This is a genomic window from Halarchaeum sp. P4, assembly GCF_051195175.1.
Lineage (GTDB): Archaea > Halobacteriota > Halobacteria > Halobacteriales > Halobacteriaceae > Halarchaeum.
In genome coordinates this window covers 738,730-763,126 of the sequence record NZ_JBNTKC010000001.1, presented here as the reverse complement: position 1 = coordinate 763,126, position 24,397 = coordinate 738,730, and the positions used below count along the sequence as shown (strand labels likewise).

The window sequence follows — 24,397 nt, the reverse complement described above, 5'->3', positions numbered from 1 at the left end:
CGCCGTCACCCCCTCCCCCTCTTTCGCGGCGCGTACGACGGAAACGTGGGGTGGGGGTGTCGCGGGCACCCCTCCTCCGCTCTCCCGCTCACTCGCCCGGGACGACGGAAACGTGGGGTGGGTGGGACCCGGCACCCGCCCGGACACACGCCGGAAACGACGGAAACGTGGGGGGTTCGGGAGGCCGCCCTCGGGGTGTTCGGGTGGGCGCACTCGCCGTCGAGGGTCCGGTATTTATTGCCGGGCCGACCCACCGAGGAGGTATGGACGCGAACTTCGACTTGCTGCAGGAACTTACCGAGGCGCACGGCGCGCCCGGCCACGAGGACCGCATCCGCGAGGTCGTCCGGCGCGAACTCGCCGACGTCGCCGACGAGATTCGGACGGACGCGATGGGGAACGTCGTCGCCACCGTCGAGGGGTCCGAGAACCCCGACTACGAGGTGGCGGTCGCCGCGCACATGGACGAAATCGGCTTCATGGTGAAACACGTCACCGACGACGGCTTCCTGAAACTCGACGCGCTCGGCGGGTGGGACCCTCGCGTCCTGCGTGCCCAGCGCGTCACCGTCCACGCCGCCGAGGGCGACGTCGAGGGCATAATCGGGTCGCCGCCGCCGCACACGATGAGCGAGGAGGAGCGCGAGTCGAAAGACGAAGTCGAGGACCTCTACGTCGACCTCGGGCGCGACGCCGAGACGGTCGAGGACCTCGTCTCCGTCGGTGACGTCGTGACGATGGACCAGGACACCCGCGTCCTCGGCGACACCGTCACCGGGAAGTCGATGGACGACCGGGTCTGCCTCTTCGCGATGCTCGAGGCCGCCAAACGGGTCGACCCCGACGTCACCGTCCACTTCGCGGCGACCGTCCAGGAGGAGGTCGGCCTCCGGGGTGCGAAGGCGCTCGGCGTCGACCTCGACCCGGACCTCGCCGTCGCACTCGACGTCACCGTCGCCAACGACATCCCGCAGATGAGCGACAAGTCGAAGTACGTCACCGAACTCGGGGAGGGCGCTGCCATCAAACTGAAGGACGGGAGCGTCATCACAAACCCGAAGGTCCACAAACGGATGCGCTCGGTCGCCGAGAGCGAGACCATCACCCATCAGCTCGAAGTGCTCCCGGCCGGCGGGACGGACACCGCGGGCTTCCAGAACACGAACGGTGCGAAGCCCGTCGGGGCCATCAGCGTCCCGCTGCGCTACATGCACACGGTAACGGAGGCCGCCCACGAGGCCGACATCGACGCGACGGTCGACCTCCTCGCGGCGTTTCTCGACTCCGAGAGCGGCGCGAACGACTACCGGCTCTAGTAGACGTCGACCCGGAGGTCGACCGCGCGGCGCTCGCCCTCGAGGTCGGCGACAACGCGCTCGACGACGCGCTCGCCCTCCTCGACGACGAGTTTCGAGGCTTTCTCGATGACCCAGTCCAGCGAGACGAACAGCGGCAGGTCGAGCGTCCCCTGTGCGGAGTCCGGGTCGTAGGTGACGACGAGGCGGACCTCACACGCCGGTCGCCCGTCGTCGGTCTCCCCCTCGCCGTCTCCCGTTTCCAGTTCCTCGACGACCCACTGGCCGGCGGCGTCGAAGTCCTCGACGACTTCCCAGTCGATTCGCTCGGGGCGCGTGACGTCGGTGACGCGCGAGTGGAGGGTGTAGTCGAGTTTCCACCACGCGAACGTGAGGTAGTAGTCGGTGCCGGGACCGCCCTCGCCGTCGGCGCGGACGGACTGGAGGTGCTTCGAGTAGTTCGCGTAGCCCGGGAAGTCGAGGAGGAAGTCGTAGACGTCTCCGGGTGGCGCGTAGACGGTGGTGCTGACCTCGACAGTCTTCACTACTCGAACGTGCGCGCGCGAGTGGCATAAGTTGTCGGTGCCACACGGCGGTGCCGTCACCCGACCGTCGCGCCGTCGTCCCGTGGTGCCACGGGTGGCCGTCGCCGCGTTCGCAACCGTTGTAACGGTGGGCGTCAACGACTCGGGCATGAGCGAACCCACTGACGCGCCGAGCGTCGTCATCGTCGGCGGCGGCGTCGCCGGCCTGAACGCCGCACTCTACACTGCACGCGCGGGCTTCGAGACGACCGTCGTGAACGCGGGCGAGTCCATCCTCCGACGGAACGGCCACCTCGAGAACGTCCCGGGATTCCCCGCGGGCGTGAACCCGCGGACGTTCCTCGACCTGCTCGAGGAGCAGGCCGCCGAGGCGGGCGCGGACCTCGTCGAGGACGAAGTGGTCTCGCTGCGCCGTGTCGAGGGCCAGTTCGTCGCGGACGCCGCCGGCAACGAGGCCTACGAGGGCGACTACGCCGTCGCGGCGACGAAGTCGAACCCCGGCTACCTCGACGGCTTCGACCTCGACCTCGACCAGCAGGGCTCGAAGACCTACGTCCGCACCGACGACCGCGGCCGAACCGACGTCGAGGGCCTCTATATCGCGGGTCGCCTCGCCGCCGAACCCCACCAGACCGCCATCGTCGCCGGCCACGGCGCGAAGGTCGGCCTCACGATCGTCGAGGACTCCGAGGTCCCCTACTACCACGACTGGGTCGCCCCCGAGGGCTACTTCACGGGCCGCGGCCGCGACGTCCCGCCGGGAGTCGAGGAAATCGACGAGCCGGAGCGCGAGGCGCGCGAACTCGACTCGATGGAGCGCATGCAGGACGCCTTCGCGGAGCGCCACCCCGACGAGCCGACGATGCACCCGAGCGTCGCCGAGGACGACGACGAGTAACACGTGGTCCTCTCGGAGACTGCCCGCTACGACCGCGAGCGCGTTTCGCCGGTCGGTGAGCACGCCGTCGTCCTCGGCGGGAGTATTGCGGGCCTCTGCGCGGCGCGCGTGCTCGCCGACGCCTACGACAGCGTCACGGTCGTCGAGCGGGACGTGCTCCCGGACGAACCGGTGGTGCGCGACGGCGCCCCGCAGACCCGCCAGCCACACATCCTGCTCGAAGCCGGCCGCGCGACGGTCGAGGACCTCTTCCCGGGGTTCTGCGAGACGGTACTCGCGCGCGGTGGCCTGCTGGTCGACGCCGCCCGTGACCTCTCGATGTACCGGGAGGGCGGGTTCGTCGCGGCCGCGGAGACACGCCTCTCGCTCTACTGCGCCACCCGGCCGCTCTTCGAGCAGGTCGCCCGGGAGCGCGTCCGCGCGCTCGACGACGTGACGGTCCGTGACGGGACGCAGTGGCTCGACTACCGGACGAACGCGGCCGGCGACGCCGTCACCGGCGTGGACGTCCAGACGCCCGACGGGGAGCACGAGACGCTCGCCGCCGACCTCGTGATGGACGCGACGGGGCGGACGAGTCGGACGCCGTCGTGGCTCGAGGAACGCGGCGACGAGGCGCCGGCGGTCGAGACCGTCAGCGTGGACGTCTCCTACGCGACGATTCGGGTCGAGCGCCCGCCCGACGACCGCCGGGTGCTCTTCGCCTCGCCGGGCGCGCCCCGGACACGCGGCGGCGTCGCGATACCCGTCGAGGGCGGCGCGTGGGTCGTTACCCTCCAGGGGATGCACGGGGACGAGGCGCCGACGGACCCCGAGGCGTTCGTCGCGTTCGCCGAGAGCCTCCCAGTTCCCGAACTCGGCCGCATCGTCCGCGAGCACGAGTGGCGCACGAACGAGGCCGTCGGGTACCCGTTCCCGTCGAGCCGCCGCTATCACTACGAGGACCTCGACGCGCTCCCCGACGGTCTGCTCGTCACCGGTGACGCGCTCGCGAGCTTCAACCCCGTCTACGGTCACGGGATGTCCGTCGCGGCGCTCGACGCGCTCCACCTCCACCACGCGCTCGCGGCCGGGACCGACGCGCTCGCGCCGCGGTTCTTCGAGCGCGCCGCCGACACCGTCGACGTCGTCTGGCGACTCGCCGTCGGCCCTGACTTCGAGTACGCGCAGACGACCGGTCCGAAGCCGCTCGGAACTGACGTCTTCAACCGCTACATCGCGCGCCTCACGCGAAAGGCACACGACGACCCCGTGCTCGCCGAGACGCTCGCGCGCGTCTTCCTGCTCGAGGAGTCGCCGGCGACGCTCTTCGCGCCGCGGACGCTGTGGCGCGCGCTCCGCCCGGGGGTGTCGCGGTGACCGACGAGCCGCCCACGCCCGCGGACGCGCCGCTCCCGGACGCCCCCTCGGCGACGAGCGAGTACCGCGAGGCGAACGGCGTCCGCCTGCACGTCGTTGCGGCGGGCGACCCCGACGACCCGCTCGTCGTCCTCCTGCACGGCTTCCCCGAGTTCTGGTACGGCTGGTGCGAGCACGTCGCGCCGCTCGTCGCGGCCGGCTACCGCGTTCTCGTCCCCGACCAGCGGGGCTACAACCTGAGCGCGAAACCCGACGGCGTCGGCGCGTACGGCATCGACGCGCTCTCGGGGGACGTCGCCGGCCTCGTCGCCACGGAGGGTCGGGACTCCGCGCACGTCGTCGGCCACGACTGGGGCGGCCTCGTCGCGTGGGACGTCGCCCGGCGGTATCCCGCCCTCGTCGACCGGCTCGCGATTCTGAACGCGCCGCACCCGACCGTCTTCACGCGCACGATCGCGTCGAACCCCCGGCAACTCCGGAAGAGCTGGTACCTCCTCTTCTTCCAGTTGCCGTGGCTCCCCGAGTGGACGGCGCGCCGCGACGACTTCGCGCTCTGGGTGGCGGCGCTGGAGGCGGCCCGCCCCGGCGCGTTCGACACCGCCGACCTCGAGCGCTACCGGACGGCGTGGCGACGCGACGGCGCGCCGACCGCGATGGTGAACTGGTACCGGGCACTCCTGCGCGCGCCCTCCTCGCCCTCGCGCGAGCGCGTGGTCACCCCGACGCTGATTCTGTGGGGCGAGGACGACCAGGCGCTCGTCCCCGAGTTGGCCGAGACGAGTCGGGACTACTGCGCTGCGGGCACGCTCGAGCGCTTCGGGGACGCGACCCACTGGCTCCACCACGAACACCCCGAGCGCGTCACGCGACGCCTGCGCGCGCACCTCGACGCGTAGGGTCAAAGGCGGACGCTTTTACTACCGCCGGCGAGGAGAGCACACCATGTTGGAGGGTGTGAACGTCGCGCTCGGCGTCACGGGCAGCATCGCGGCGGTGAAGGTCGTCGAACTCGCCCACGAGTTGCGCCGTCGCGGCGCGTCCGTCCGCGCGGTGATGACCGAGAGCGCGCAGGAAATCGTCACGCCGGCCGCCGTGACGTTCGCCACCGAGCACGACGTCGTCACCGACGTCTCCGGATGGGTGGAGCACGTCGAGCTCTGCGGGACTGAGGGGTGGGCGGACGTCTTCCTCGTCGCGCCCGCCACCGCGAACACCGTCGGCAAAATCGCGGCCGCTGTCGACGACACGCCCGTCACGACGACCGCGACGACGGCGCTCGGCGCGGGCGTTCCGGTCGTCATCGCGCCCGCGATGCACGAGCCGATGTACGACCACCCCGGCGTCCTCGAGAGCATCGAGCGCGTCGAATCGTGGGGCGTCGACTTCGTCGACCCGCGCGTCGAGGAGGGGAAGGCGAAAATCGCGAGCATCGACGCCATCTGCCTCAACGTCGCGCGCGCCGCCGGCGAGCGTCCCCTCGAAGGGAATCACGTCGTCGTCACCTCCGGCGCGACGAGCGAGCGCATCGACCCCGTACGCGTCCTGACGAACCGCGCCTCGGGGCGGACGGGTCGGGCGGTCGCGCGCGCCTGCTACGTCCGCGGTGCCGACGTCACGCTCGTCCACGACGGCGACGACGTCCCCTACGCGGACGTCGCGCACGTCGAGTCCGCCGCGGAGATGCTCGAGGCCGTGCTCGACGCCTGCGACGACGCCGACGCCGTGCTTTCGGTCGCCGCCATCTCCGACTACACCGTCGAGCCCGCGTCCGAGAAGATTCGCAGCGGCGGCGAGCTCACCCTCGAACTCGAGCCGACGCCGAAACTCGTCGACTCCGTTCGCGAGGCCCACCCGGACCTGCCGCTCGTCGGGTTCAAAGCGGAGACGAGCGGCGACGACGACGCGATGGTCGCCCAGGCGCGGCGCATCATGGCGCGCGCCGGCCTCTCGTTCGTCGTCGCGAACGACGCGAGCGTCATGGGTGCCGAGGAGACCCGCGCACTCGTCGTGCGCGAGGACGGCGTCGCGGAGTACACGGGGTCGAAATCGGGCCTCGGGTTCCGCGTCGCGGACGAGCTCGCGACGGAGCTCTAGGGCTGCTCGCGGCTCCGCCGCTCGGTGTTCGGTCGCCCTCCGAGCCGACCTACTCGCCCGGACTGTAGTTCGGCGCCTCGTCCGTAATCATCACGTCGTGGGCGTGGCCTTCGGTCTGGCCGGCCGAGGAGACCCGGACGAAGCGGGCTTCCTCCTTGAACTCGGGGATGGTCGCGGCGCCGACGTAGCCCATCCCGGACTGAATGCCTCCGACGAGCTGGTGGAGTTCGCTGGAGAGCGGGCCCTTGTACGGCGTCGCGGCCTCGACGCCCTCGGGGACGTACTCTTCGTCCTCGTCGTCCTCCTTGAGGTAGCGCTCGCCGCCGCCGGACTGCATCGCGCCGACGGAGCCCATGCCCCGGTACTGCTTGTACTTCTTACCGTTCATCGTGATGACGCGCCCGGGCGCCTCGTCGGTGCCGGCGAAGTAGGAGCCGAGCATCACGGCGTCCGCGCCCGCCGCGAAGGCCTTCGCGGCGTCGCCGGAGTAGCGAATCCCGCCGTCGGCGATGACCGGGACGTCGTACTCGGTGGCGACGTCCGCGACCTGCGAGACGGCGGTAATCTGGGGCATGCCGGCGCCGGAGACGACACGCGTCGTACAGATGGAGCCGGGACCGATGCCGACCTTGATGCCGTCCGCGAAGTCGACGATGTCCTCGGCGGCTTCGCGAGTGCCGACGTTCCCGACGACGATGTCCGCGTCGATGCTCGCCTTGATTTCGCGCGCGGAGTCGATGACGTTGAGGTTGTGTGCGTGCGCGCAGTCGATGAAGACGACGTCCGCACCGGCCTCGTCGGCGGCTTTCGCGCGCTCGACGTCGAAGGGACCGACGGCGACGCCGACGCGGAGGTGGCCGTCCTCGTCGCGGGCGGCGTCCTCGTGCTCGCGGCGTTCGAGGATCCCCTGCATCGTGACGAGGCCGACAAGGCGGTCCTCGTCGTCGACGATGGGGACGCGCTCGATTTTATGCTCGTACATGAGTTCGAGGGCGTCGCGGGCGTCGACGTCCTCGGTGGCGGTGATGACCTCGTCCGTCATCGCCTCGCGGACGGTGTCCTTCTCGCCGACCTCGAGGTAGGGGCGGATGTCGGTGCCGGAGATGATACCGAGGACGACGTCGTCATCGTCGACGACGGGCGCGCCGGAGACCCCCTCGTGCTCCATCATCGCGTCGACCTCCTCGATGGTCTGCTCGGGCGCGGCGGTGACGACGTCCTCGCGGCGGATGACGAGTTCGTCCGCGCGCTTCACGCGCTCGATCTCGGCGACGAGCTCGTCGTCGTCGAGATTCTGGTGGAGGACGCCGAGCCCACCCTCGCGCGCCATCGCGATGGCGAGCTCGCTCTCGGTGACGGTGTCCATTGCCGCCGAGAGGATGGGGACGTTGATCGAGACGTTCTTCGAGACGCGTGTGGAGACGTCCGCCTCGTCGGGTTCGACGCGGCTCTCGGCGGGGCGGAGCAGCACGTCGTCGAACGTGAGCGCTTCGGGGACGTCAAGCTTCTCGGAGAATGAACCTGTGGGTCGCTCGTCGTTCGCCATGTAAATCGTGTTCGCCCGATACGCAAAAACGTTGCGTAACTGGCCACAGACCGAGGCGAATTCTATCACGGTCGTGTATACTCAGAGGCAAGCGTTGCCGCCCGCGCACTCCACGTTCGCCCACGACCCGTGAACGAACGTGTACGATTCGGCGTTGCCGAGTGGATTTCCGAAGAATAAACGAAAATAGTGGTGATTTCCTGGAAATGGACCACTCTAACGCCCACATCGCGTGACGTATGGACGATATATGAGCACTCGTGTCACACAACGTTTATACCGATTCATCGGGAATGGTCACGTATGGACTCCCACGGTCCCATCGCAGTTCGCACCGCCGGTGACCAGCGTCAGCGCTCCGGCGACTTTACAAAACTCTGCGAGACCACCGGGACATTTACGGGAGCCACCAATTTCTGGCGGCGGCAGATGACGACCTCGTCATCGTCGCATCACCCAGTATATCGCCGTTCGGCCGGTGGTGACGGCCGCCATCGCTGAGCGATGAGCATCTCACGGCACCCTATCGCCCTTCGCTTAGAGCAGCGTGTCGGCGGCGCGACGCGGCTCCTCGCGACCGTCATGCTCCTCCCGCTCGTGGACGGTATCTTCGCTGCGCTCGTCCTCAGCGGCGCGCTCACCCAGACGACCACCGTCGGGTCGCTCGTGATACCGACGGGCGTCCTCCAGATCGGACTGCTCGTCTTCGGCGGCAGCGCCACCGTCGCCGTCGTCCTCGTCGAGATGCAGGGCGACCGGAGGGAGAAGGCCCAAGCCGTCCTCCTCGTCGGCGTCCCGCTCGTCCTCGGCGCCGCCGCCGTCGCCGCGCTCGCCCCCACCGTCGAGAGCCTCCTCGACACCGGTGTCTTCGAGCGCTTCGCCGCGTTCGTCGTCCTCGCCATCGCCGCGAAGACGGCGAGCACGCGCGTCGGCGACTACCTCCCGAGCCCCGCCGTCATCGTCGCACTCGGCCTCCTCGCCAGCGTCCGGCCGGCGTCCTTCGACCTCGTCGTCCAACTCCAGCCGGCCGTCATCGCCGCCGCCGTCGGCTCCGCCGTCGTCGCGCTCGGCTTCGCGCTCGGCGTCGCGCTCCTTGAACCCCACCTGCGCCGCCTGCTCGACATCGACCGCTTCCGCTTCGGGAGCGCCGTCGCGCTCGGGACGCTCGCCCTCTCGCTGTTCGGCATCGTCCCCGAAGGTGCCGCGCTCCCCGTCTTCGCGCTCGCCGGCCTGCTCGCCATTGAGCCCGGGCAGGACGACGCCGTCCCCACCGTCGAAACCACCGACGATGTCGAGGACGATCCCGCGGCCGCGAACGACGACGGCCCCGCTCCCTACGGCTACCCCGGTGAGGAGGGTGCCGACGAACGCGCCCCTTGGTTGTAGGGCGGAACGGAGCGCTTACCCACCTCCGGGCCACACGCTACGCGTATGCCCGACAACCGCGTCGTGCAGGGCCGCATGGTCACGCCCCGCCACCTCGCCGAACTCATTGAGGACGACGACGTCATGGAAGCCGAAGCCATCGAGGACGCGGACCGCGACTGTCCCGATTGTGGCGGCGACGTCGTCAAAGTCGGCTACATGCCCAGCGTCACCGAGTACGTCGTCGGCTACAAGTGCCAGGACTGCGACTGGAGCGACACCGACCGCGACTGACCGCGAATCGAAACCCATTTAGGCAGAATCGGCATACGAAACGATGCAAGGGGCTGTGGCCAAGCCAGGGATGGCGACTGACTCCAGAGGCCACGCGCCCGGGACGAAATTCCAGACTGGTATACCGAGCGACCGACTGATCATCGGCTCGCGACGACGACCCTCTGGAGTTCCGAGGCGCACCGGAGATATCAGTCGATCGGGGGTTCAAATCCCTCCGGCCCCATACTACATTTAACAAATTCGGAAGGTACTGCCTCCTTCCGTTTACCTCACGTAAGCACGGAGAGCCATCGCTGTTTCTCGGGGTGGTCCGCGTGAGCGAAGCCGTCACGAGCGGCGCGTGTGCGCTCTGTGGCGCGTCACACGGCGTCGAGCGTACCAAAACGCCACAACACGGCGAAGTGCCGCTCTGTCGCTCCTGCCGGTGTCTCTGGGGTGAGAGCGAATGAGTACCGACGCCCCGAGCGTCGGTGCCGACGCAGACGGCGACCTTCGCGCGCTCGTCGAGGATCTCGCCGACGAAGTCCGCGAACTCCGTGAGGAGAACGAAGAACTGCGCGAGCGCGTCGCCGATCTGGAAGCGAAGCGCGAGCAGGAAGCCACCGTGCGATGGGCGGGACCGAACCCCGCCGACATCGAGATCGTCGCCAGCGAGACGGGGAACGGCGTCTATCCGTATCAGGCGATCACGGACAAGGCCGACCGGCGCGACGTCGAGGATATCGAGGAGCGTCTCACGGACGTCGAGGAAGGCCGTGCAGACGTCGTAGTCCGCTCCGAGGCCGATCCCGACGCGCTCCCCATCGAGTCGCGTATCGCCCGCCAGCAAGTCGGTGACGACGGCATGACCGCCAACGAAGAGCGCGCCGCCGTCGTCTTCCCGACCTTCGGCGGGAAAGCACGCACTGTGGGCGGCATGAAGCTCGTCATGTCCTCCGACGATGTCCGGCAGGCGCTCGACGAGAAGACGGACGTCGACGCCGAGGACTGGCCCGACGAGACCGTCCGGCGCGTCATGCGCTGGACGGCGAAGCTCACCTCCCGGGACGACGACGGCGATCTCGATCCCCGCGACGAATCGAACCTGCTCACGCTCACGAAGCGGAATGGTCGCCTTGCGCTTCAGGCCGAGCGTGACGAGTGGATTGAGTGGAGCGAAGACGCTGCCGCTCGCCTCGACGGCGAAGGAGGGCCGAAATAACACCGTTGTGAGGACGGCCCGACGAAGGGCCGTGAGTGCCACCACGGGGCCGTAGCCGCTCCACTACGGGTTTCACGCCCAACCCGTACGCAAGCAACACTCCGCTACTGCTGGGTGTCTCTCTCCTTGCTGTCTCTCCTTGCTGTTTACGGCTCTTTCACCGGCGTAACAATCCTGTTTCTTCTCACACCCACTCTCGCGCCGGACTCACAACAGTGTGACTGAGGAAACCCATATTACATAAAACACTTCCCGTAAGGGTTAATCATCGAGATAGTTGAGATACTATGATGCTTGAAGCCTTCCGATCTATTGTAGACCACGTAGTCCCTCAAAGGATCCAGGGAGTCGTCAAGCGGCATTTTACGTGGTTTAGTAGTGCTCTTCTAGCGGTCTCTCTGTTCCTAAATCTCCTCCTTCTGATCATCTATGTTCCAGAGGTAACTGCGAACTCTATAATAAGTTGGACATTTGGTATAATAACTGCCGTATTTGGAGTTCTTGGAGCTATCGCTTCAGTTATCACAGTGAAGCAGTCGATATCCACCAGTCCAGTAGTCAATAAGCTAACCAGTGAAGAACCAGATATGGACACCGGTCTTTCAGATCCGGTGAGAGGCTTTGTCAAATCTGACGAAGAGCGGATTGAAGAGGCACTAAGAGAAATTCAGGGGTGGTTTACAATACACGAAGGTGGAGAGATTGAACTAACGCCAAAAGGGCAGGTTGGTGCAGATCATAAGGCTATGCTCTATGTTTTAGCAGCGTGGGCTGCTTCGCGTGCTGATGAGAGGAATCAGCCCACGGTTTCGCAGAAAGAGATTATGGATGAAATTGAATTTTCAGAGGCTTCTGCAGGTGTCTTTATTAGTAAGATGGACTACTTTCTCGACAAGGAATACGAACTGGGTGAGGGGCAGTACCTGAGCCAGTTAGATGCTAACGAAGTAGAGTTCAAACTAAACCCAGATCACATCTCAGATGTGGTCAAATATATTCTGACGGAACGCTCATCTCCCAATTAAAGGGAGATTCGGTTAGAATATGTCATATGGGCGTATCTTCGTTTCCTTACTGTCTCGATGCCCGCCGTTCGTGTACCACGTAGACACCGGAATCTGCGTCGCAGGAAGCATCTGCATCCGGAGTACGGTTAGCCCGCGCCCACGGCGGCGGTAGAGGACGAAGACGTACTTCCCGCCGGCGGCGGCGAGGCGGTCGTGGTACTTCTCGAAGACCTTGAAGCGCGGGTAGTCTCGAGTGGCGTCGGTGGCCTTGATTTCGATGGGGGTGCCGTCGCGATCGACGGCGTCGCGCCAGCTGGTGTGCACGCCCTCACGTCGAAGCCGGTAGCGTTCGCACGCCTTCCGTTCGGCGAGCGTCCCGTACCGATTCGCTCTCTGAGAGGGCATCGCTATCGCGCCTCGCACGCGTCACGCGTCTTATATATAGACTCCTCCGCCACTCGCGACGTCGCGCCCATGGCTTCGTTCGGCGCGATAGCGCCGGACGACCGCGGCTGTGGGCTATTACTAAAGGGTGTACCGTGGACGCGGATAGATGGACACCTGCCGGAGAGACGGCGAAGCGGGCGTCTCATGAGGTTATCGCACGCACCCTGTCCAGGGCGGCGTCGTGCTCGCCGTTCTCGAGTTCGACGGCGCGGTCACCGACCCACGACTTCGCGAACGGGACGTACTGGGCGGTCTCGCGGTAGGAGAGACCCATTCGCTGGCACTCGTGGACCGTCCAGATTGCGACGTCGCGAGCGATTTCGTCCGGAGACGGGTCCTCTTTCTCCTCGTCGTCTGTCCACGCCCAGTCGGAGGCCTCTTTCGTGTTATATCGCCAGTCAGTCGGCGGGATACCGGTGATTTCGGTGCGAATACCCCGGAGTTCGCCACCCTTCACCCTGTCCGCGACGACGGCGGTCTTCTGGGCCGTCTTCTTCACGATAACGCCGAGTCGCCAGAGGAGCGGGTGGATCGAGGATTCGTCGTGCGCGATGTAGATGAGCATCCCGTCGTACTTGCGGATCTTGTAGACGAGCGGCCCCATCAGTTTCCGCGTGAGATGGCCGGACTTCCCGGTGCCGTCCGCGTGTGAGGAGAACTCGTCGCCGATGAAGAGCTTCTGCTGCTGGTCGTAGGTGAGCGGATCGCCGTCCTGCTGTACCCACTCCTCGAGTGTCGGATAGTCGGGAACGAAGCCGTCGCGATGCTCGCCCTCGACGTCGGTCCAATCAGTCGTCTCCCGAAGCGACTGGATGTTGCTGGCGACCTGGTCGACGCCGAGGAGGTGCCGTGCGCGCTGCGCGAGGAGGCAGGCGAAGTCGGTCTTGCCCGCGCCCATCTCGCCCAAGACGACGATGACGGGCGCGGGCGACTCGATGAGTTCGTCGATCGTCTGCATCGCCTTCAGTCCGGAGACGTCCGCCTGCTGGCCGGCGTCGCCGGTGAGGTGCTTGAGCGTCGCCATGTCGCCGTTGTCGAGGGCTTCCCGACCGACTTCGGTCGCCTCGTTCTGCAGAATCGTCCGCGCAAGGTCGGTGTCCATGGCGTTTCCGGGCATCTTCCCTGGGGTTTCCGCGTGCGAAACCGGGTCGTAGCTGGCGTCGAGGACCGAGAGGAAGCGCGAAAGCGCCGGGTCACGGGTGAGTCCGGTGTGTCGCCGGGCGAACGGCTCGCGGTGCCCCTTCTCCTCCTGGTGTTCGCGGAACTGCGGCGGCGTGTACTGATCGCTGTCCTCACTCATCGCTCTCACCACCGTCCGTCGCGACGGCGTCCGGGCCGGCAGTCGGTGAACTCGCGGATATCTCGTCGACGACGGCACCCGTCGCGTCTTCAGGATCGAAGGGATCGACGTCGTCTTCGCGAAGGTCGGCGAGATCGTCGCCGGTCACTTCCTCGATGTCGTCTTCGAACTCCTCGACGACGGCCGTCACTGCGTTCTTATCGAGCAATTCGCCACGCTGCTTCGCTTCGGTGATCTTGTTCATGAGTCGGGATTGGAGGGCGGCGGCCATGTCCTCGAGATTGTCCTCGAAGAGATCGAGACGGATGTGCGACTGCTGGAGGGTATCGTAGACGCGGTTGAAGTGTGAGCGAGTGGTGAGGAGCTTCGTGTCCTCGAGCTCGGAGAGCCAGACGCCGCGGACGATGAGCTGGCCGTCCGGGCCGGCGTCGGGGAGCCACTCGTACTCGCGCACGACCCAGGTTTCGCCGTCGTTCATCGGGTACGGCGCGGGGCCTTCGACGGTCTTGTTCTTCCAGACGTCCGGTGGGACCTTGTACTCCTTCGCGACGTCCTCGACGGCGTTGATGTGCTGGACGTCCACCCAGTCGCGCCGGTCGAACCACCCGGCGAAGCGCACGCCCACCAGGAGGCAGGGCGGCGCGAGGACGAGCGACCCGACGAGCAGGTGGACGCTCCACGCGGGAAGGGCGGGTATCGAGGGCGAGAAGACCCAGAGGAGGACGCCGCTCGTGACGACGAGTGTGGCGACGAGTAGCTGGGCCTCGGCGAGCAGGTAGGTGAGGCGGTCCCACGCGTTCGCGAAGGTCGGACGGAGACTCATCAGCGGGCCTCCCGGGGTTCTGCGCCCCCGCGACGAACGACGTAGAGCGCGCCGGCGACCATCGAGAGGACGGCGATGCCCGCCCCGCCGAGCCACCCGAGCGTCGGCGAGCCACCGAACGGCGACCCGAGACTGGTGTCGTCGCTGTAGACGGTGGGACAGCTCCCCGACTGGATGCACGCACCGGTCGTTACGCTCACGCTCGCTTCGCCGTCGATACGGTCCGCGGGGATGGAGACGGTCTTCGACTCGCCTCCCTGGAGGACGACCTGCCGATATGGGCTGTGGGCGACCCGCCCGCTCGCTTTCGCCGACGCCGCGAGCGTCGCGACGTGATACTGCGAGGCGGTGAGCGTGACGTTGAACCGCCCGTTCTCGTACTCCCAACCCTGTATCGTCATCACGCCGTCGACGGCGACCGGGTGGCCGCCGGCGACAACGGTCGTGTTCGTCGAGGACGTCGTCGTTCCGTTCGGCGCAGCGGCCGCCGGTGCGACTGCGACACCGAGTACGGCGAGTACCAACAGTAGTCGTCTCATCTGAGGGCCGCCGCCGGAATCGAACCGACGCACGTGCCGACCACGGGCGGCTCCCGGCCACGATGGGCCGGGTTAGACGGGGTTGACGGCGTCGCCGAGTCGGTCGAAGAACCAATCGACGAGGCTCTGCCCGGCGTCCACGACGCCGTCGACGAATCCACCGATAGTCTGCGTGATGGCGTCGCCGACGATCGCCTGCATCGACCACCAACCCGTGACGTCACCGGCTACCCACGCGAGCGCGAGGAGGCCGAGGAAGACGAGCGCGATGGAGAGCAGCGGGCGAGGCATCGTCAGCTATCCCTCTGCATGACTGCCGCAGCGCCGATCGCGACGACGGCAAGACCGACGATGATGAGCGGGCCGGAGCCACCACCGCCACCGCCGTCGTCGGGGTTTGTGGCACCGCTCCCTTGCCGCGCTTCGACTTGGGCGATGAGGCGCTGAGTCTCGTTAATCTGTTCGAGCAGCTTCGAGACGTTCGCGGTCTGGTACTGCGTGCGCGTCGCAGAGACGTTCTGCATCGTGCCGCCGCTCTGGGTCGAGATGGTGCCGACGCGGAACTCGCCGGAGAGATGCACCGTCTTACCGCCGGTGGTGGCGAGCAGTGTGGAGTTGTTCAGCGGTGGCGTACTCGCGTTGTACGTCGTGTTTGCCCGCCACGTCCCGTTGGGGACCTGCGGGGCGAGCAGAAGGCCGTGATACTCGCGGTTGTTGTAGTAGACGGTCATGGTACCGGTGCCGTTCAGCGAGGGGGTTGCGAGGCCGAGGTTTGCGAGTGCAGCGACCGAGTCGTAGAGAGTTCCGTCACCGCCAGCGGTGCCGAGGTTGAACATCCGAGTTTCGGTCGAGAGGACTTGCGAGGCATTCAGACGGCCATCCTCGACAGCGGGATAGGTGTTGTTGACGTAGGTGGAGAACTCGGTTTTCAGATCCGTCGAGAGCGCGCTGTAGCGGTTCCAGACGGTTGCGTACTCGGTCGTGTCGAAGTACGTGAACTGGCTGATGTCGGAGCCACTGGGCGGGTTGACGACGATACGGAGGTAGTCGCCGGAGATCTTGGAGGTGGTTGCAGTCCCGTCAGGGAGCCGGACACCGTGGGCAATCTCGTGGTAGTTACCGGACCGGAGCCAGTGGCGGGTACCACCGAACGAGTAGACCGTTGTCGTCGAGCCGTTCACATAGGAGATGGTGGCAGTCTTGTTCCACTCAGGGACACCCTCTTTCTGGAGTGAGTCTGCGAGGCTCGAGTCAGGTTGGCCGTGTGGGACGATATCGAGAAGGGTGTCAGAGACGCCCGTTTCGTTGACGGCGCGCTGATGAAGTGCGTAGGCAGCACGAACCTGAATCTCCCAGCGCTGTTTGAGTGACATCTGCCGTCGAGTGAAATAGTCCTCGATGGCGCGCATCGCCTTTTCGCGCGCGACAGCCTTCGCAGAGCCATTTTGAATCGCCTTGTAGTAGGCAACTTCAGCGGCTGACCACGCGGCGTGGCGCGTGTCGTTGGCGTAGTTAGAGGCGGTCGAGAGGAATTGGTCGTCTGCGGCGGCTTGGGCGCTCGCAGCATTGTAAATTTGGAGCGCTGTCTGGTTGTCCTCAGCCTGCTTCACTTCCTCAACTTCGGAGGTAGTAGAGCCACTGAGACACTTGCCGATTTCCTGGGCGTCGTCGTAGGGATTCAGTGTCGCGAACGACGCCAACATATCCAACGCCGAGCAGCCATCTGTAGACGTTGCCGCATACCCTTCCGGCGAGGAGACAGCGTCTTCCCCGGTCGAGGCGGTTGTGCCGGCGACCGGCGCGGCGACGCTCGAGGAGACGAGGAGGACGACGAGCGCGAACGCGGTCAGCCGGCGAAACTGCGGCTTCATTGCCGTTCCTCCCGCCGGAGACTCTGTCCGGCGTAGGAGAGGCCGCCGACGTCACGACGCCCATGCCCATCGCGTTCGGGACGAACGAGTTCGTCCTCAGCACGAGGATGGCGGCGACGGTCGTAGCGAACCCACGCGACACAGGCGAAGGGAAGCGCGGCACCGATGAGCGCCGTGCCGTCCGCGCCCGTCACGGAGACGATCACCAGGAGGACACCGCTTGCGAGTGCGCCCTTCCAGAGCGTCGCGTCGTTCATAGCCCCACCCCCGGAAGCGTCGCGAGGGCGACGCCGGCGAAGCTGGCCAGCGCACCGAGGACGAACGCGAGACGCGCGTCGATTTCGCGCGTATGGGTGGCGTCGCTCATTAGCGACCACCGTCCCAGTAGGCGACAACGTAGTACGCCGCCGAGTTGAGAATCAGCACGAGCACGCCGATCCACTTCGAGCCAGTCACGACGTCGCGGACGAGCGGCACCAGCGCGACGGAGACGTTCGAGACGACCATCGCGCCGACGAGCGCGGCTTCCCACTCGCTCCACTCCGACCAGTCTACCGACTCGTTCATCACGTAGGCCGCCACCACGACGACGAGCGACACCACGAGCGAGACGGAGATCTGCGAGCCGTTCGCCTCGACGAGCGTGTCCGCCATCGAGACGCCCAGTGCGGAGAACTGCCCGATCCCCACGAGCACCAGCGTCGCGATCACGAAGAACGGCGACAGCACGCCGTCGATTACCTGTACCAACCGTTCACGGTCGAGATTGTACGCCATGCAGGCGTACGATGGCGGTATAGGTGTCTAGTGTCGTCTATCTGTCTGTAGTTTGAGCACCGAGATACGAATCGTAGATAGAAGACACTGTTAGTGAAATATCTGATTCCCTAGCACCAGCTGAGAGCTCCCTTGTCGAGTGAGAATACCTCAATGTTAATATGACTTCAGTCATTCTACAGCACTAATGGCAGACAATGACAAATTCACTTACGAAGGAACGCTGGTGTTTAATGGAATATATCGGACTATCTCTGTTGATTCTGACGACCTTGACGGTGAAAAACTCAGCGAGCTCACGTCTTTCGATCGAGGGACACCAGGTGAGGAGAAGTCGGGGTTTAAACAGATTGAATTAAGCAATTACTTTGATAGGTATGATGCAATTAAGCCGTCGCTGAAGAAGGTTGCCTCTGAAACACTTATCCAAGAATTCAAATCTGAAAGCTATAATCAGCCTGATGAACTAGTTGACGAAGAGGGGGATCCGACCAGTGGATGGGAACGATCGACCAATAGTTCCTACTTCCATTGGGATAACCCAGATTATGCCTTCTTTCAAGGAAGCCATGGAAAAGTAAGTGATCTCAAGGAGCGACTCCATGAAGACTGGAGTGGTGAGGTTGAACTGGAACCATTAACGATCAAACCCGACTTTCTTCTGTATCTTCTCAAGAAATATGATGAGGATGAGAGGTTAAACGGAATTAGCATCTCTAATCTCTCTGATGTGCGAATGTCTGGAGATATCGGAGCATATGGAGAAGAAAACGAAGTTCGTAATTCACTAAATGCCACTCATGCTCTTCCAGTCATTGCTGGGATCCTCCTTAACTACGAGATCCGCGAAATCGAGGGGAGATTCAGCTTTGAAGACTATGATATAACCGCAAATATACAGACGAATGTCCGGGACTACACAACTGGACGAATCCATGTCAAAGTTGAGAACTCGATTGATGACAGCCCTCACCTCATTCGGATGTTGCTCTCTCTCTATTTCCTGCGGCGTCTTATTCGATTATACGATGAGTGGACGAGTTTAGATCCTACAGAGAAATATGTAAGCCCAAAATTTTTCGCGAAGCTCCACCGTCGCGCTGCCGATCTACCTCAGTCTGCCGAGTATGACTTCCCCCTGAGTGAGTTAGTCACAGACTATGCAGAGAAGCGCGGTGAAGACCCGTCAAAGTATTCCGATCTAGAGTGGGGAAGCCATGAGGAGAACAATTAATATTCGTGCGCCACAAACCGTATAGTTCATCAGCACGATTTCCCAAGCATAAGTAGCTCCCATGACTGTAGACAGCGTTCGGCGGATCTCGAGTCAGCCCCCCGCTGAGCGTGTCGAAGAGCTTGTCTACGAAAATTTTGAGTTTGTCTTCGAGAACGAAGCAGAGAGGGAGATCCTAGTTTCTCCCCAGAATTATCCCTTTGACCAACCATACATAATCTATGGGACGTTCGAATACGAGTCTGAACCCCTCTTTGGATCGCCAACAGAATCGAGAGGGAGGTTCCAGATACGCCAGCATTCTCAGCTTATAATTTCCGAGTCAGAGAATAGTGTGCCAAACGCTAAGAAGGTATTAGAGGCGCTTGCAGAAGCTGTATCCAGCCAAGAGGATTCCGGTGACTTCTCGCCTGAAGAGATGGCAGAACTTCGCCCGAAGGCTTCCTCTATATCTGACTTCATTAATCGAGCTGATCGTCTAATTGAAGCGGAGATTCTGGATTCCAGGGGTGATCTTGTGACTATTGAAGACCCTTCTGATGGTCGTCTTGAAACGAACCCCATTGAGCGTCTACAGCTCCGTTTCACTAAGAAAGTCAATGGGACGGAGCATTCCACAACTGTCGTGTATTCGGACGATCAGATTAGAATTGATGACGAGTCTTGCGAAATTCGAGAATATGTATTGCAGCATTTTGAATCAGCATTTGCATCTGAATGATAAGCGATATTGATCTCCGAAGGACTCATTCCTATATAGGAGCTATTCGATTAGCCCTACAGAATTCAACTCGCCTTGAAGCAAGGTCAGATCAGCACAATGAACGGTGGTCTGATGACAGTATTCTTGTTACTGACCATACACCAGGCATAGCTGTACTGGCAGCGAAACAAGAAATGTCTGGAAGAACTCTTCGCTTAGATCTTACAGAGCCTTTAGTAGTGACGATATCCCAGACAAATAGATACTTTAACTATATTGAGGACCGTCAAGAGGTAGAATTCGAAGAACTCCCGAGTATGATCGTCATTCGTCTTAGAATTGAAATTGATGAAAGCTTTCGAGGCGAATGCTCAGGGTCAATTCGTGCTAGAGACCGTGGTACTAACATAACTCTTGCTAGTAATCCTATTCAAATCCATAGTCGTACATTTGAGTAGTCTAATGATCACCAGGGGGTTGGAATCCATACTCATCTTGGTCAGCGTAGAATGAAAATTCACCACGAACAGATTCACCATTTATGAGCAAAGATTCCATATCTGGCTGTGACCCGAGAGGTGCCCGAGCAGGGGGAAGAAAAGTTGATTCGGGACCCTCGGTCATATGTTGATCATATCTTATTTCTATCTGATAATATGTTTGATCGTACCCACCATCGGTTTGGCTTACTAAGGAGCTCAGAGACGCGCCCAGTAGCCGATCTAAATCTGGATTAGTGATCGAGCGGGTATGGATTTGTGCAGTCAGATTCGTCGATTCCCCTGCTGGGAGTTGGCCAATAGATCCGTACTTTGACTCTAATTTGTCAGCCCTATTTGAAGGAGGACAGTAAAAGTTAGACCCCGTATTGGAGTTGTAGCATAAAATGTGAACTGAAACACGCAGATTGCGTGCAATACCATTTCCCATATTCTTTAGCTTAACCTCAAGCCGATCGTCTGTCGCTGAAATATCCTGAACTTCGACGACTGGCCGAAGCTGTGCGTCCATAATTTGGGTCTGTGTATCCTGTATCCCTGTCTGATTAGATTGTATAGTTGACATTCTTCCGTATAGAGCGAATAGAGCAGCTGAAAGAGCAATTGAACCAAAAACCTTCACCACATCCAGATATGTCGGACTCTGTATGAAATTCACTTGGCGAAAGTAGACATATCCAACTAGTCCGACGATCGATAAACAAAACACCGTCCATCCTAAATATGAATAGACGATTTTTACTAGCCGTTCATAAGAACTCATGCTATCACCTAGTTAGATTCTTGTAGTTGTGTATTTGGATATTTCATCCGATAGATATTGTGCATATTCTGTGTAATCCCAATTAGATGGATTGTACACTTCAACGTAGCCGCTGCGTGCCGATGTCATTTTAACAGTTTCCCCCCGGAATTCATACTCTAATCCGAGCTGATTAACCTCTGATCTCTCTAAGAGATCGCCCATCTCGCTATCGTTAAAGACGTCTTCTCCATAAACGATGCCCTTCTCGGCTTGTCCAATATTTCCGAAGAAGCCTACCTGCCAAGGATCAACACCATCGGCAGAATAGTAATCTTCTGCAAAAGAATTAAGATCTAGTTTACTTTGAAGGACTCCAGCGGAAGGAACCGCTTCGGAAAGGAGATCGAACGCAAAGTCACCATCTGAACTGGCGACGACCATAATGTTATCTGGTATAATAATAAAACGGGTGTATTTACCCCGCCGTTCTGGTGCGGAAGTCACCGAAATATTCCCTGATTCTTCGTCAATCTGTACCGTTTGACTTTCATCCACGACCTCTATTGCTGCTTCTCCCTGATATACGGGTATACCAGATTCAAGGTGGTCATTTTGCCGTATTTGGAATGACCTGGTGAATGTAGTCCCGTCTTGGTGATGTGTCTGATGGAAAGATTGCGGATCTTCGAAGTCTCCTTGCACCTCTCCAAGAATACCAGCTTGCATCTCTATTCTATCAATTCAGGCAGATCTACATAAATCCATCCAGCGATGAGCGGCTTTATGCAGTTGCTAGGATCACCAACCTCACAGAAAATCATGCTATAATATTTTCTTAAGACACTTTCTCTCACCCCAACACGTACCCCTCCCTCCGCTCGTCAGGCTCTGGCACCAGCAAATCCGCTCTAACTTCGCCTTCGAGGTACAACTGTCCCCACACGGTCAGCTCGAACAGGTCGTAGTCGTCGTCGAGCGGCGCGGCGTAGCTGGCTTGGGCAAGTACCCGGAGTCGGCGGCGAACACGATGAACGGTAATCGGGTACTGGATGTCGCGGGCGATCTCGTGCGCGCCGGCGACATCGTGATCGCGGAGATACTCGAGGATGCGGTCGTCGGGGGCACGTTGCCACGCACCGGTCTTTCGCATTCGCATGGCTATGCTCCGTTTGCCTCCGTTTCCGCTGCGCTTGGTTCGCTCCCACCTTCCGAGTCGATGTAGACGCCCGCTTCGGCGTCGTATTCCTCATTGAGGTACGCCTCCCCTTCGTCGGTGATCGTGTAGACACCGTTACCGAGGTGACGAACGAGATCGTGGTCAGCGAGCTTGCTTAGTCGGCGGGACAACTGTGAGCGAGAGACGCTGAAATACCCGCTTTCCTTCATCTCCGTGGCAGTCCCCGTCTCGCATTCTCGAAGATACTCAAGAATCCGGTCGTCCCATACACTCTGCCACGACCCGGATTTTCTCATTAAGCGCATAATCTCTCTCAGCGTACGTATGAATAGGGTATCGGACTATAACTCACTAAAAACACCTTACAGCACTACCCGTGCATTTATGCACACAGAGTGTTACAGTACAGACAGACGCCCCAGTTGGTCGAAGATGACTCTTGTTGGTTGGTGAAGGCGGGCCGTGCTGGAACACGGCCCAAAAGGGCGTCTCACTCCGTAACCATGGATGAGACTGCCATTGTGCGGCCGAAGCCGCACGACCGACCGGAAGCACTGCCTACCGAAAAAGCCCCCGACACACCGTGTGAGGTGTGTGAAGCCCGCGCCGCCGTCGGCGTTCTGCCGGACGGCCGAGCGACCTGTCGCACGTGCGCGACGCGCGAGGGAGGTGCGGACGAATGAACCAGACGCACGCGTGGCACGACCTGACCGGGTTCCAGCGTGACATCCTGCTCGTCGCGGCGTCGCTCGAAGACGACGCCGAGAAGGTCTATGGGCTGGCCATCAAGCGCGAGCTGGAAGCGCGCTACGGCGAGGAGGTAAACCACGGTCGCCTCTACCCGAACCTCGACACGCTCGTCGAGGCGGGCTTCATCGAGAAGTCGGCGCTCGACCGGCGGACGAACGAGTACCGTATCACGCCCGCGGGCGCGTCGCTGCTCGACGTCGCCCACGACGAGGTGGCGGACGCTCGCGACGGTGCCGCCGCGCGCGTCGTCGCTGACGGCGAGGGTTCGGAGGGCGACGCATGAGCGGCGAACCATCGGAGCGGGGAAGCTACGAGCGCCACGCGCCAGACCTGCCGCGTCGCTACTCGGTCTTCGAGACGTCGACGGGCGGGAAGCACGTCACGCTGGCCGCGCCCGCCCTCGACGCGATCGGTGCTGAGGTGGGCGACGAAGTCACCGTCCGCCGGAACGACGCGGGTGACGTCGTCCTTGAAGCCGACCCCGCGGAGGAACGCGACGAGTTCGTCCGTGCGAGCGAGCTTGCCGACTGGATGGGTGACGACGATGAGTAGCGACCAGCTCTACGTCTGCCAGCGCTGCTCGGTCGTCACCTTCGACGACGTCGAGGAGTGTCCCGCCTGTGGCGACGAGCGCGAGCCGGACGTCCTCATGTTCACGCGGAGGGCCGACCGGTGAGCGACCGCGATTCGCGCCGCGACATCACGCCCGTGCAGGCCGCCGAGCGCTTCATCCGCAAGCGCGAGAACAAGAACACGGCGAACACCGTCCGGAGCTACCGCCAGCGGACGGAGGCGTTCGTGATGTGGGCGCACGAGCAGGGCATCGAGTCGATGCGCGAACTCGACGGGTGGCTCATCGACGAGTACGAGCGCCACCTGGAAGAGCAGGGCAACGCGCCCGCGACGGTGAAGGGCAAGTTGAGCGCGCTGAAGGAACTCCTGAAGTACTGCGCCGACATCGAAGTCGTCGACGAAGACCTGCCCGACAAGGTGACGCTTCCGCGTCTCTCGAAGGACGATCAGACGAACGACGATTTGCTTGCCGCCGACGACGCGCGCGGCCTCCTGAACTTCTACCGGGACAGCGTGAAGCACACGGGGACGGTCCAACACGCAGTCCTCGAAGTGCTCTGGCACGTCGGGTGTCGCACGAGCTGTCTCCGGTCGCTCGACGTGGGCGACTGGGACCCCGAGGAGCGCGTACTTCGCTTCCGCCATCGGCCGCCGGAGACGCGCCTGAAGGACGGGAAAGAACACGAGCGGAACGTCGCCGTCCCGAAGCCCGTCGCGGACGCCCTCGAGCTGTTCGTCGCACGCGAGCGTCCGGAGAAGCGCGACGACGCGGGCCGGAAGCCGCTCTTCTCGACGACGCACGGGCGCGCGAGCGAGACGAGCATCCAGTGCTGGGCGTATCAGGCGACTCAACCCTGCATCTACGCCGGGTGTCCGCACAACCGCCGTCGCGACACGTGCGAGTACACCCACCGCCAGCATTCGAGCAAGTGCCCGTCGAGTCGAAGCCCGCACGCGATCCGGACGGGCAGCATCACGTGGCAGTTGAACCAGGGACTCAGCTACGTGAAGGTCGCAAAGCGCGTGGCAGCCTCCCCGGAGACGATTCGGCGCTACTACGACAAGCCCGACCTAGAGGAAGAACTCGCGAGACGACGTCCGGAGACGGAGAACCTCGACATCATGAACGACCTGACGACGGAGGACGATGCCGATGAGTGAGCAAGCGATCGCCGAGGTAGGTGGGTGTGCAGAAACACCCCGCGAGCCCTCCGGCCCCATTCTCCTCGAAGTAACTCCGGTAGGGAGCTTCGGGTTTCCGTTTCCCACGTCTGTACTCGGAACGAGTCTCGCGTCCCGGCACGCTGTCGGCCAGATGATTTTTCCGAACACCCGCCATCGTTATGTCTGG

Annotated in this window: 28 protein-coding genes and 1 tRNA gene; 16 read left to right on the top strand and 13 right to left on the bottom strand. The window is 62.7% G+C overall.

From position 1 onward, the window contains the following. The first annotated feature begins 263 nt into the window (after positions 1 to 263). Entirely contained in the window at positions 264 to 1,316 is a 1,053-nt protein-coding gene (locus tag ACQUS8_RS04095; RefSeq protein ID WP_435097303.1) for a M42 family metallopeptidase, read from the top strand. Here the strand turns inward: ACQUS8_RS04095 and ACQUS8_RS04090 are convergent. Continuing rightward, positions 1,313 to 1,840 carry a type II toxin-antitoxin system RatA family toxin gene (locus ACQUS8_RS04090; RefSeq protein ID WP_435097300.1) on the bottom strand — a complete coding sequence of 176 codons (528 nt, stop codon included), beginning with the start codon at positions 1,838 to 1,840 and terminating at the stop codon, positions 1,313 to 1,315. The two genes, ACQUS8_RS04095 and ACQUS8_RS04090, sit on opposite strands and share 4 nt — an antisense overlap. 148 nt (positions 1,841 to 1,988) lie before the next feature. Between ACQUS8_RS04090 and ACQUS8_RS04085 the strand changes: the two genes are divergently transcribed. From ACQUS8_RS04085 to coaBC, 4 genes are read left to right on the top strand one after another with little or no spacing between them, the layout of a single operon-like run. After that, positions 1,989 to 2,738 (top strand): FAD-dependent oxidoreductase, encoded by a 750-nt coding sequence (locus tag ACQUS8_RS04085; RefSeq protein WP_435097297.1) that lies wholly within the window; start codon positions 1,989 to 1,991, stop codon positions 2,736 to 2,738. Between the two features lie 3 nt (positions 2,739 to 2,741). Next, positions 2,742 to 4,097, top strand: a complete 1,356-nt coding sequence (locus ACQUS8_RS04080; RefSeq protein WP_435097294.1) for an NAD(P)/FAD-dependent oxidoreductase — start codon at positions 2,742 to 2,744, stop codon at positions 4,095 to 4,097. Next, positions 4,094 to 4,993, top strand: coding sequence for an alpha/beta fold hydrolase (locus ACQUS8_RS04075; protein WP_435097291.1), 900 nt, complete (start codon positions 4,094 to 4,096; stop codon positions 4,991 to 4,993). The genes ACQUS8_RS04080 and ACQUS8_RS04075 overlap by 4 nt, the downstream gene beginning before the upstream one ends. Positions 4,994 to 5,039: 46 nt before the next feature. Beyond that, positions 5,040 to 6,191, top strand: coding sequence for a bifunctional phosphopantothenoylcysteine decarboxylase/phosphopantothenate--cysteine ligase CoaBC (coaBC, locus tag ACQUS8_RS04070; RefSeq protein ID WP_435097288.1), 1,152 nt, complete (start codon positions 5,040 to 5,042; stop codon positions 6,189 to 6,191). A gap of 49 nt (positions 6,192 to 6,240) precedes the next feature. Here the strand turns inward: coaBC and guaB are convergent, their stop codons facing one another. Further along, a complete protein-coding gene (guaB, locus tag ACQUS8_RS04065; RefSeq protein ID WP_435097285.1) occupies positions 6,241 to 7,737 on the bottom strand; it encodes an IMP dehydrogenase in 1,497 nt (498 codons plus the stop codon). Positions 7,738 to 8,241: 504 nt separating this feature from the next. Here guaB and ACQUS8_RS04060 point away from each other — a divergent pair. From ACQUS8_RS04060 to ACQUS8_RS04040, 5 genes are all read left to right on the top strand, one after another. Next, on the top strand, positions 8,242 to 9,123 hold the full coding sequence (locus tag ACQUS8_RS04060; protein ID WP_435097282.1) for a DUF5794 domain-containing protein: 882 nt from the start codon (positions 8,242 to 8,244) through the stop codon (positions 9,121 to 9,123). Between the two features lie 45 nt (positions 9,124 to 9,168). Next, complete coding sequence (locus tag ACQUS8_RS04055; protein WP_435097279.1) at positions 9,169 to 9,396, top strand: DUF5795 family protein; 228 nt, start codon at positions 9,169 to 9,171, stop codon at positions 9,394 to 9,396. Between the two features lie 49 nt (positions 9,397 to 9,445). Further along, positions 9,446 to 9,622, top strand: a tRNA-Trp gene (locus ACQUS8_RS04050). Between the two features lie 222 nt (positions 9,623 to 9,844). Further along, complete coding sequence (locus tag ACQUS8_RS04045) at positions 9,845 to 10,600, top strand: hypothetical protein (RefSeq protein WP_435097276.1); 756 nt, start codon at positions 9,845 to 9,847, stop codon at positions 10,598 to 10,600. A gap of 290 nt (positions 10,601 to 10,890) precedes the next feature. After that, positions 10,891 to 11,625, top strand: coding sequence for a hypothetical protein (locus tag ACQUS8_RS04040; protein WP_435097273.1), 735 nt, complete (start codon positions 10,891 to 10,893; stop codon positions 11,623 to 11,625). A gap of 12 nt (positions 11,626 to 11,637) precedes the next feature. Here the strand turns inward: ACQUS8_RS04040 and ACQUS8_RS04035 are convergent, their stop codons facing one another. The 8 genes from ACQUS8_RS04035 to ACQUS8_RS04000 form a co-directional block, all read right to left on the bottom strand. Then, on the bottom strand, positions 11,638 to 12,012 hold the full coding sequence (locus ACQUS8_RS04035) for a hypothetical protein (RefSeq protein WP_435097270.1): 375 nt from the start codon (positions 12,010 to 12,012) through the stop codon (positions 11,638 to 11,640). Positions 12,013 to 12,196: 184 nt separating this feature from the next. Then, on the bottom strand, positions 12,197 to 13,354 hold the full coding sequence (locus ACQUS8_RS04030; protein ID WP_435097267.1) for a hypothetical protein: 1,158 nt from the start codon (positions 13,352 to 13,354) through the stop codon (positions 12,197 to 12,199). Next, complete coding sequence (locus ACQUS8_RS04025; protein WP_435097264.1) at positions 13,347 to 14,177, bottom strand: hypothetical protein; 831 nt, start codon at positions 14,175 to 14,177, stop codon at positions 13,347 to 13,349. The genes ACQUS8_RS04030 and ACQUS8_RS04025 overlap by 8 nt, the downstream gene beginning before the upstream one ends. Beyond that, a complete protein-coding gene (locus tag ACQUS8_RS04020) occupies positions 14,177 to 14,716 on the bottom strand; it encodes a hypothetical protein (RefSeq protein ID WP_435097261.1) in 540 nt (179 codons plus the stop codon). The genes ACQUS8_RS04025 and ACQUS8_RS04020 overlap by 1 nt, the downstream gene beginning before the upstream one ends. A gap of 72 nt (positions 14,717 to 14,788) precedes the next feature. Further along, on the bottom strand, positions 14,789 to 15,007 hold the full coding sequence (locus ACQUS8_RS04015; RefSeq protein ID WP_435097258.1) for a hypothetical protein: 219 nt from the start codon (positions 15,005 to 15,007) through the stop codon (positions 14,789 to 14,791). Positions 15,008 to 15,009: 2 nt separating this feature from the next. Further along, positions 15,010 to 16,587, bottom strand: a complete 1,578-nt coding sequence (locus ACQUS8_RS04010; protein ID WP_435097255.1) for a hypothetical protein — start codon at positions 16,585 to 16,587, stop codon at positions 15,010 to 15,012. Next, the gene (locus ACQUS8_RS04005) at positions 16,584 to 16,844 is read right to left on the bottom strand and encodes a hypothetical protein (protein ID WP_435097252.1); all 261 of its coding nucleotides are present in this window, start codon (positions 16,842 to 16,844) and stop codon (positions 16,584 to 16,586) included. Before ACQUS8_RS04005 ends, ACQUS8_RS04010 begins: the two co-directional genes overlap by 4 nt. 109 nt (positions 16,845 to 16,953) lie before the next feature. Then, a complete protein-coding gene (locus tag ACQUS8_RS04000) occupies positions 16,954 to 17,364 on the bottom strand; it encodes a hypothetical protein (RefSeq protein WP_435097249.1) in 411 nt (136 codons plus the stop codon). 187 nt (positions 17,365 to 17,551) lie between these two features. Between ACQUS8_RS04000 and ACQUS8_RS03995 the strand changes: the two genes are divergently transcribed. Together ACQUS8_RS03995 and ACQUS8_RS03990 are read left to right on the top strand one after the other, a co-directional pair. Then, on the top strand, positions 17,552 to 18,598 hold the full coding sequence (locus ACQUS8_RS03995) for a hypothetical protein (RefSeq protein ID WP_435097246.1): 1,047 nt from the start codon (positions 17,552 to 17,554) through the stop codon (positions 18,596 to 18,598). Positions 18,599 to 18,659: 61 nt separating this feature from the next. After that, positions 18,660 to 19,319, top strand: coding sequence for a hypothetical protein (locus tag ACQUS8_RS03990; RefSeq protein WP_435097243.1), 660 nt, complete (start codon positions 18,660 to 18,662; stop codon positions 19,317 to 19,319). A gap of 1,257 nt (positions 19,320 to 20,576) precedes the next feature. Here ACQUS8_RS03990 and ACQUS8_RS03985 read toward each other — a convergent pair. The 3 genes from ACQUS8_RS03985 to ACQUS8_RS03975 all read right to left on the bottom strand — a co-directional run bounded on the left by ACQUS8_RS03985 (position 20,577) and on the right by ACQUS8_RS03975 (position 22,019). Beyond that, on the bottom strand, positions 20,577 to 21,272 hold the full coding sequence (locus tag ACQUS8_RS03985; protein WP_435097240.1) for a hypothetical protein: 696 nt from the start codon (positions 21,270 to 21,272) through the stop codon (positions 20,577 to 20,579). Positions 21,273 to 21,396: 124 nt separating this feature from the next. Further along, positions 21,397 to 21,702, bottom strand: a complete 306-nt coding sequence (locus ACQUS8_RS03980; protein WP_435097238.1) for a repressor phrH2 — start codon at positions 21,700 to 21,702, stop codon at positions 21,397 to 21,399. Between the two features lie 2 nt (positions 21,703 to 21,704). Beyond that, a complete protein-coding gene (locus tag ACQUS8_RS03975) occupies positions 21,705 to 22,019 on the bottom strand; it encodes a hypothetical protein (RefSeq protein WP_435097235.1) in 315 nt (104 codons plus the stop codon). A gap of 383 nt (positions 22,020 to 22,402) precedes the next feature. On the opposite strand from ACQUS8_RS03975, the gene ACQUS8_RS03970 reads away from it, so the two are divergent. Genes ACQUS8_RS03970 through ACQUS8_RS03955 form a run of 4 tightly spaced genes read left to right on the top strand, consistent with a single transcriptional unit; the run spans position 22,403 to position 24,207 of the window. Continuing rightward, positions 22,403 to 22,756: a PadR family transcriptional regulator gene (locus ACQUS8_RS03970; RefSeq protein WP_435097232.1), complete on the top strand. Its 354-nt coding sequence runs from the start codon at positions 22,403 to 22,405 to the stop codon at positions 22,754 to 22,756. Continuing rightward, complete coding sequence (locus tag ACQUS8_RS03965; protein ID WP_435097229.1) at positions 22,753 to 23,025, top strand: hypothetical protein; 273 nt, start codon at positions 22,753 to 22,755, stop codon at positions 23,023 to 23,025. The genes ACQUS8_RS03970 and ACQUS8_RS03965 overlap by 4 nt, the downstream gene beginning before the upstream one ends. Continuing rightward, complete coding sequence (locus tag ACQUS8_RS03960) at positions 23,018 to 23,149, top strand: hypothetical protein (protein WP_435097226.1); 132 nt, start codon at positions 23,018 to 23,020, stop codon at positions 23,147 to 23,149. The genes ACQUS8_RS03965 and ACQUS8_RS03960 overlap by 8 nt, the downstream gene beginning before the upstream one ends. Beyond that, positions 23,146 to 24,207 (top strand): tyrosine-type recombinase/integrase, encoded by a 1,062-nt coding sequence (locus tag ACQUS8_RS03955; protein WP_435097223.1) that lies wholly within the window; start codon positions 23,146 to 23,148, stop codon positions 24,205 to 24,207. Before ACQUS8_RS03960 ends, ACQUS8_RS03955 begins: the two co-directional genes overlap by 4 nt. The last annotated feature ends 190 nt before the right edge of the window (positions 24,208 to 24,397 follow it).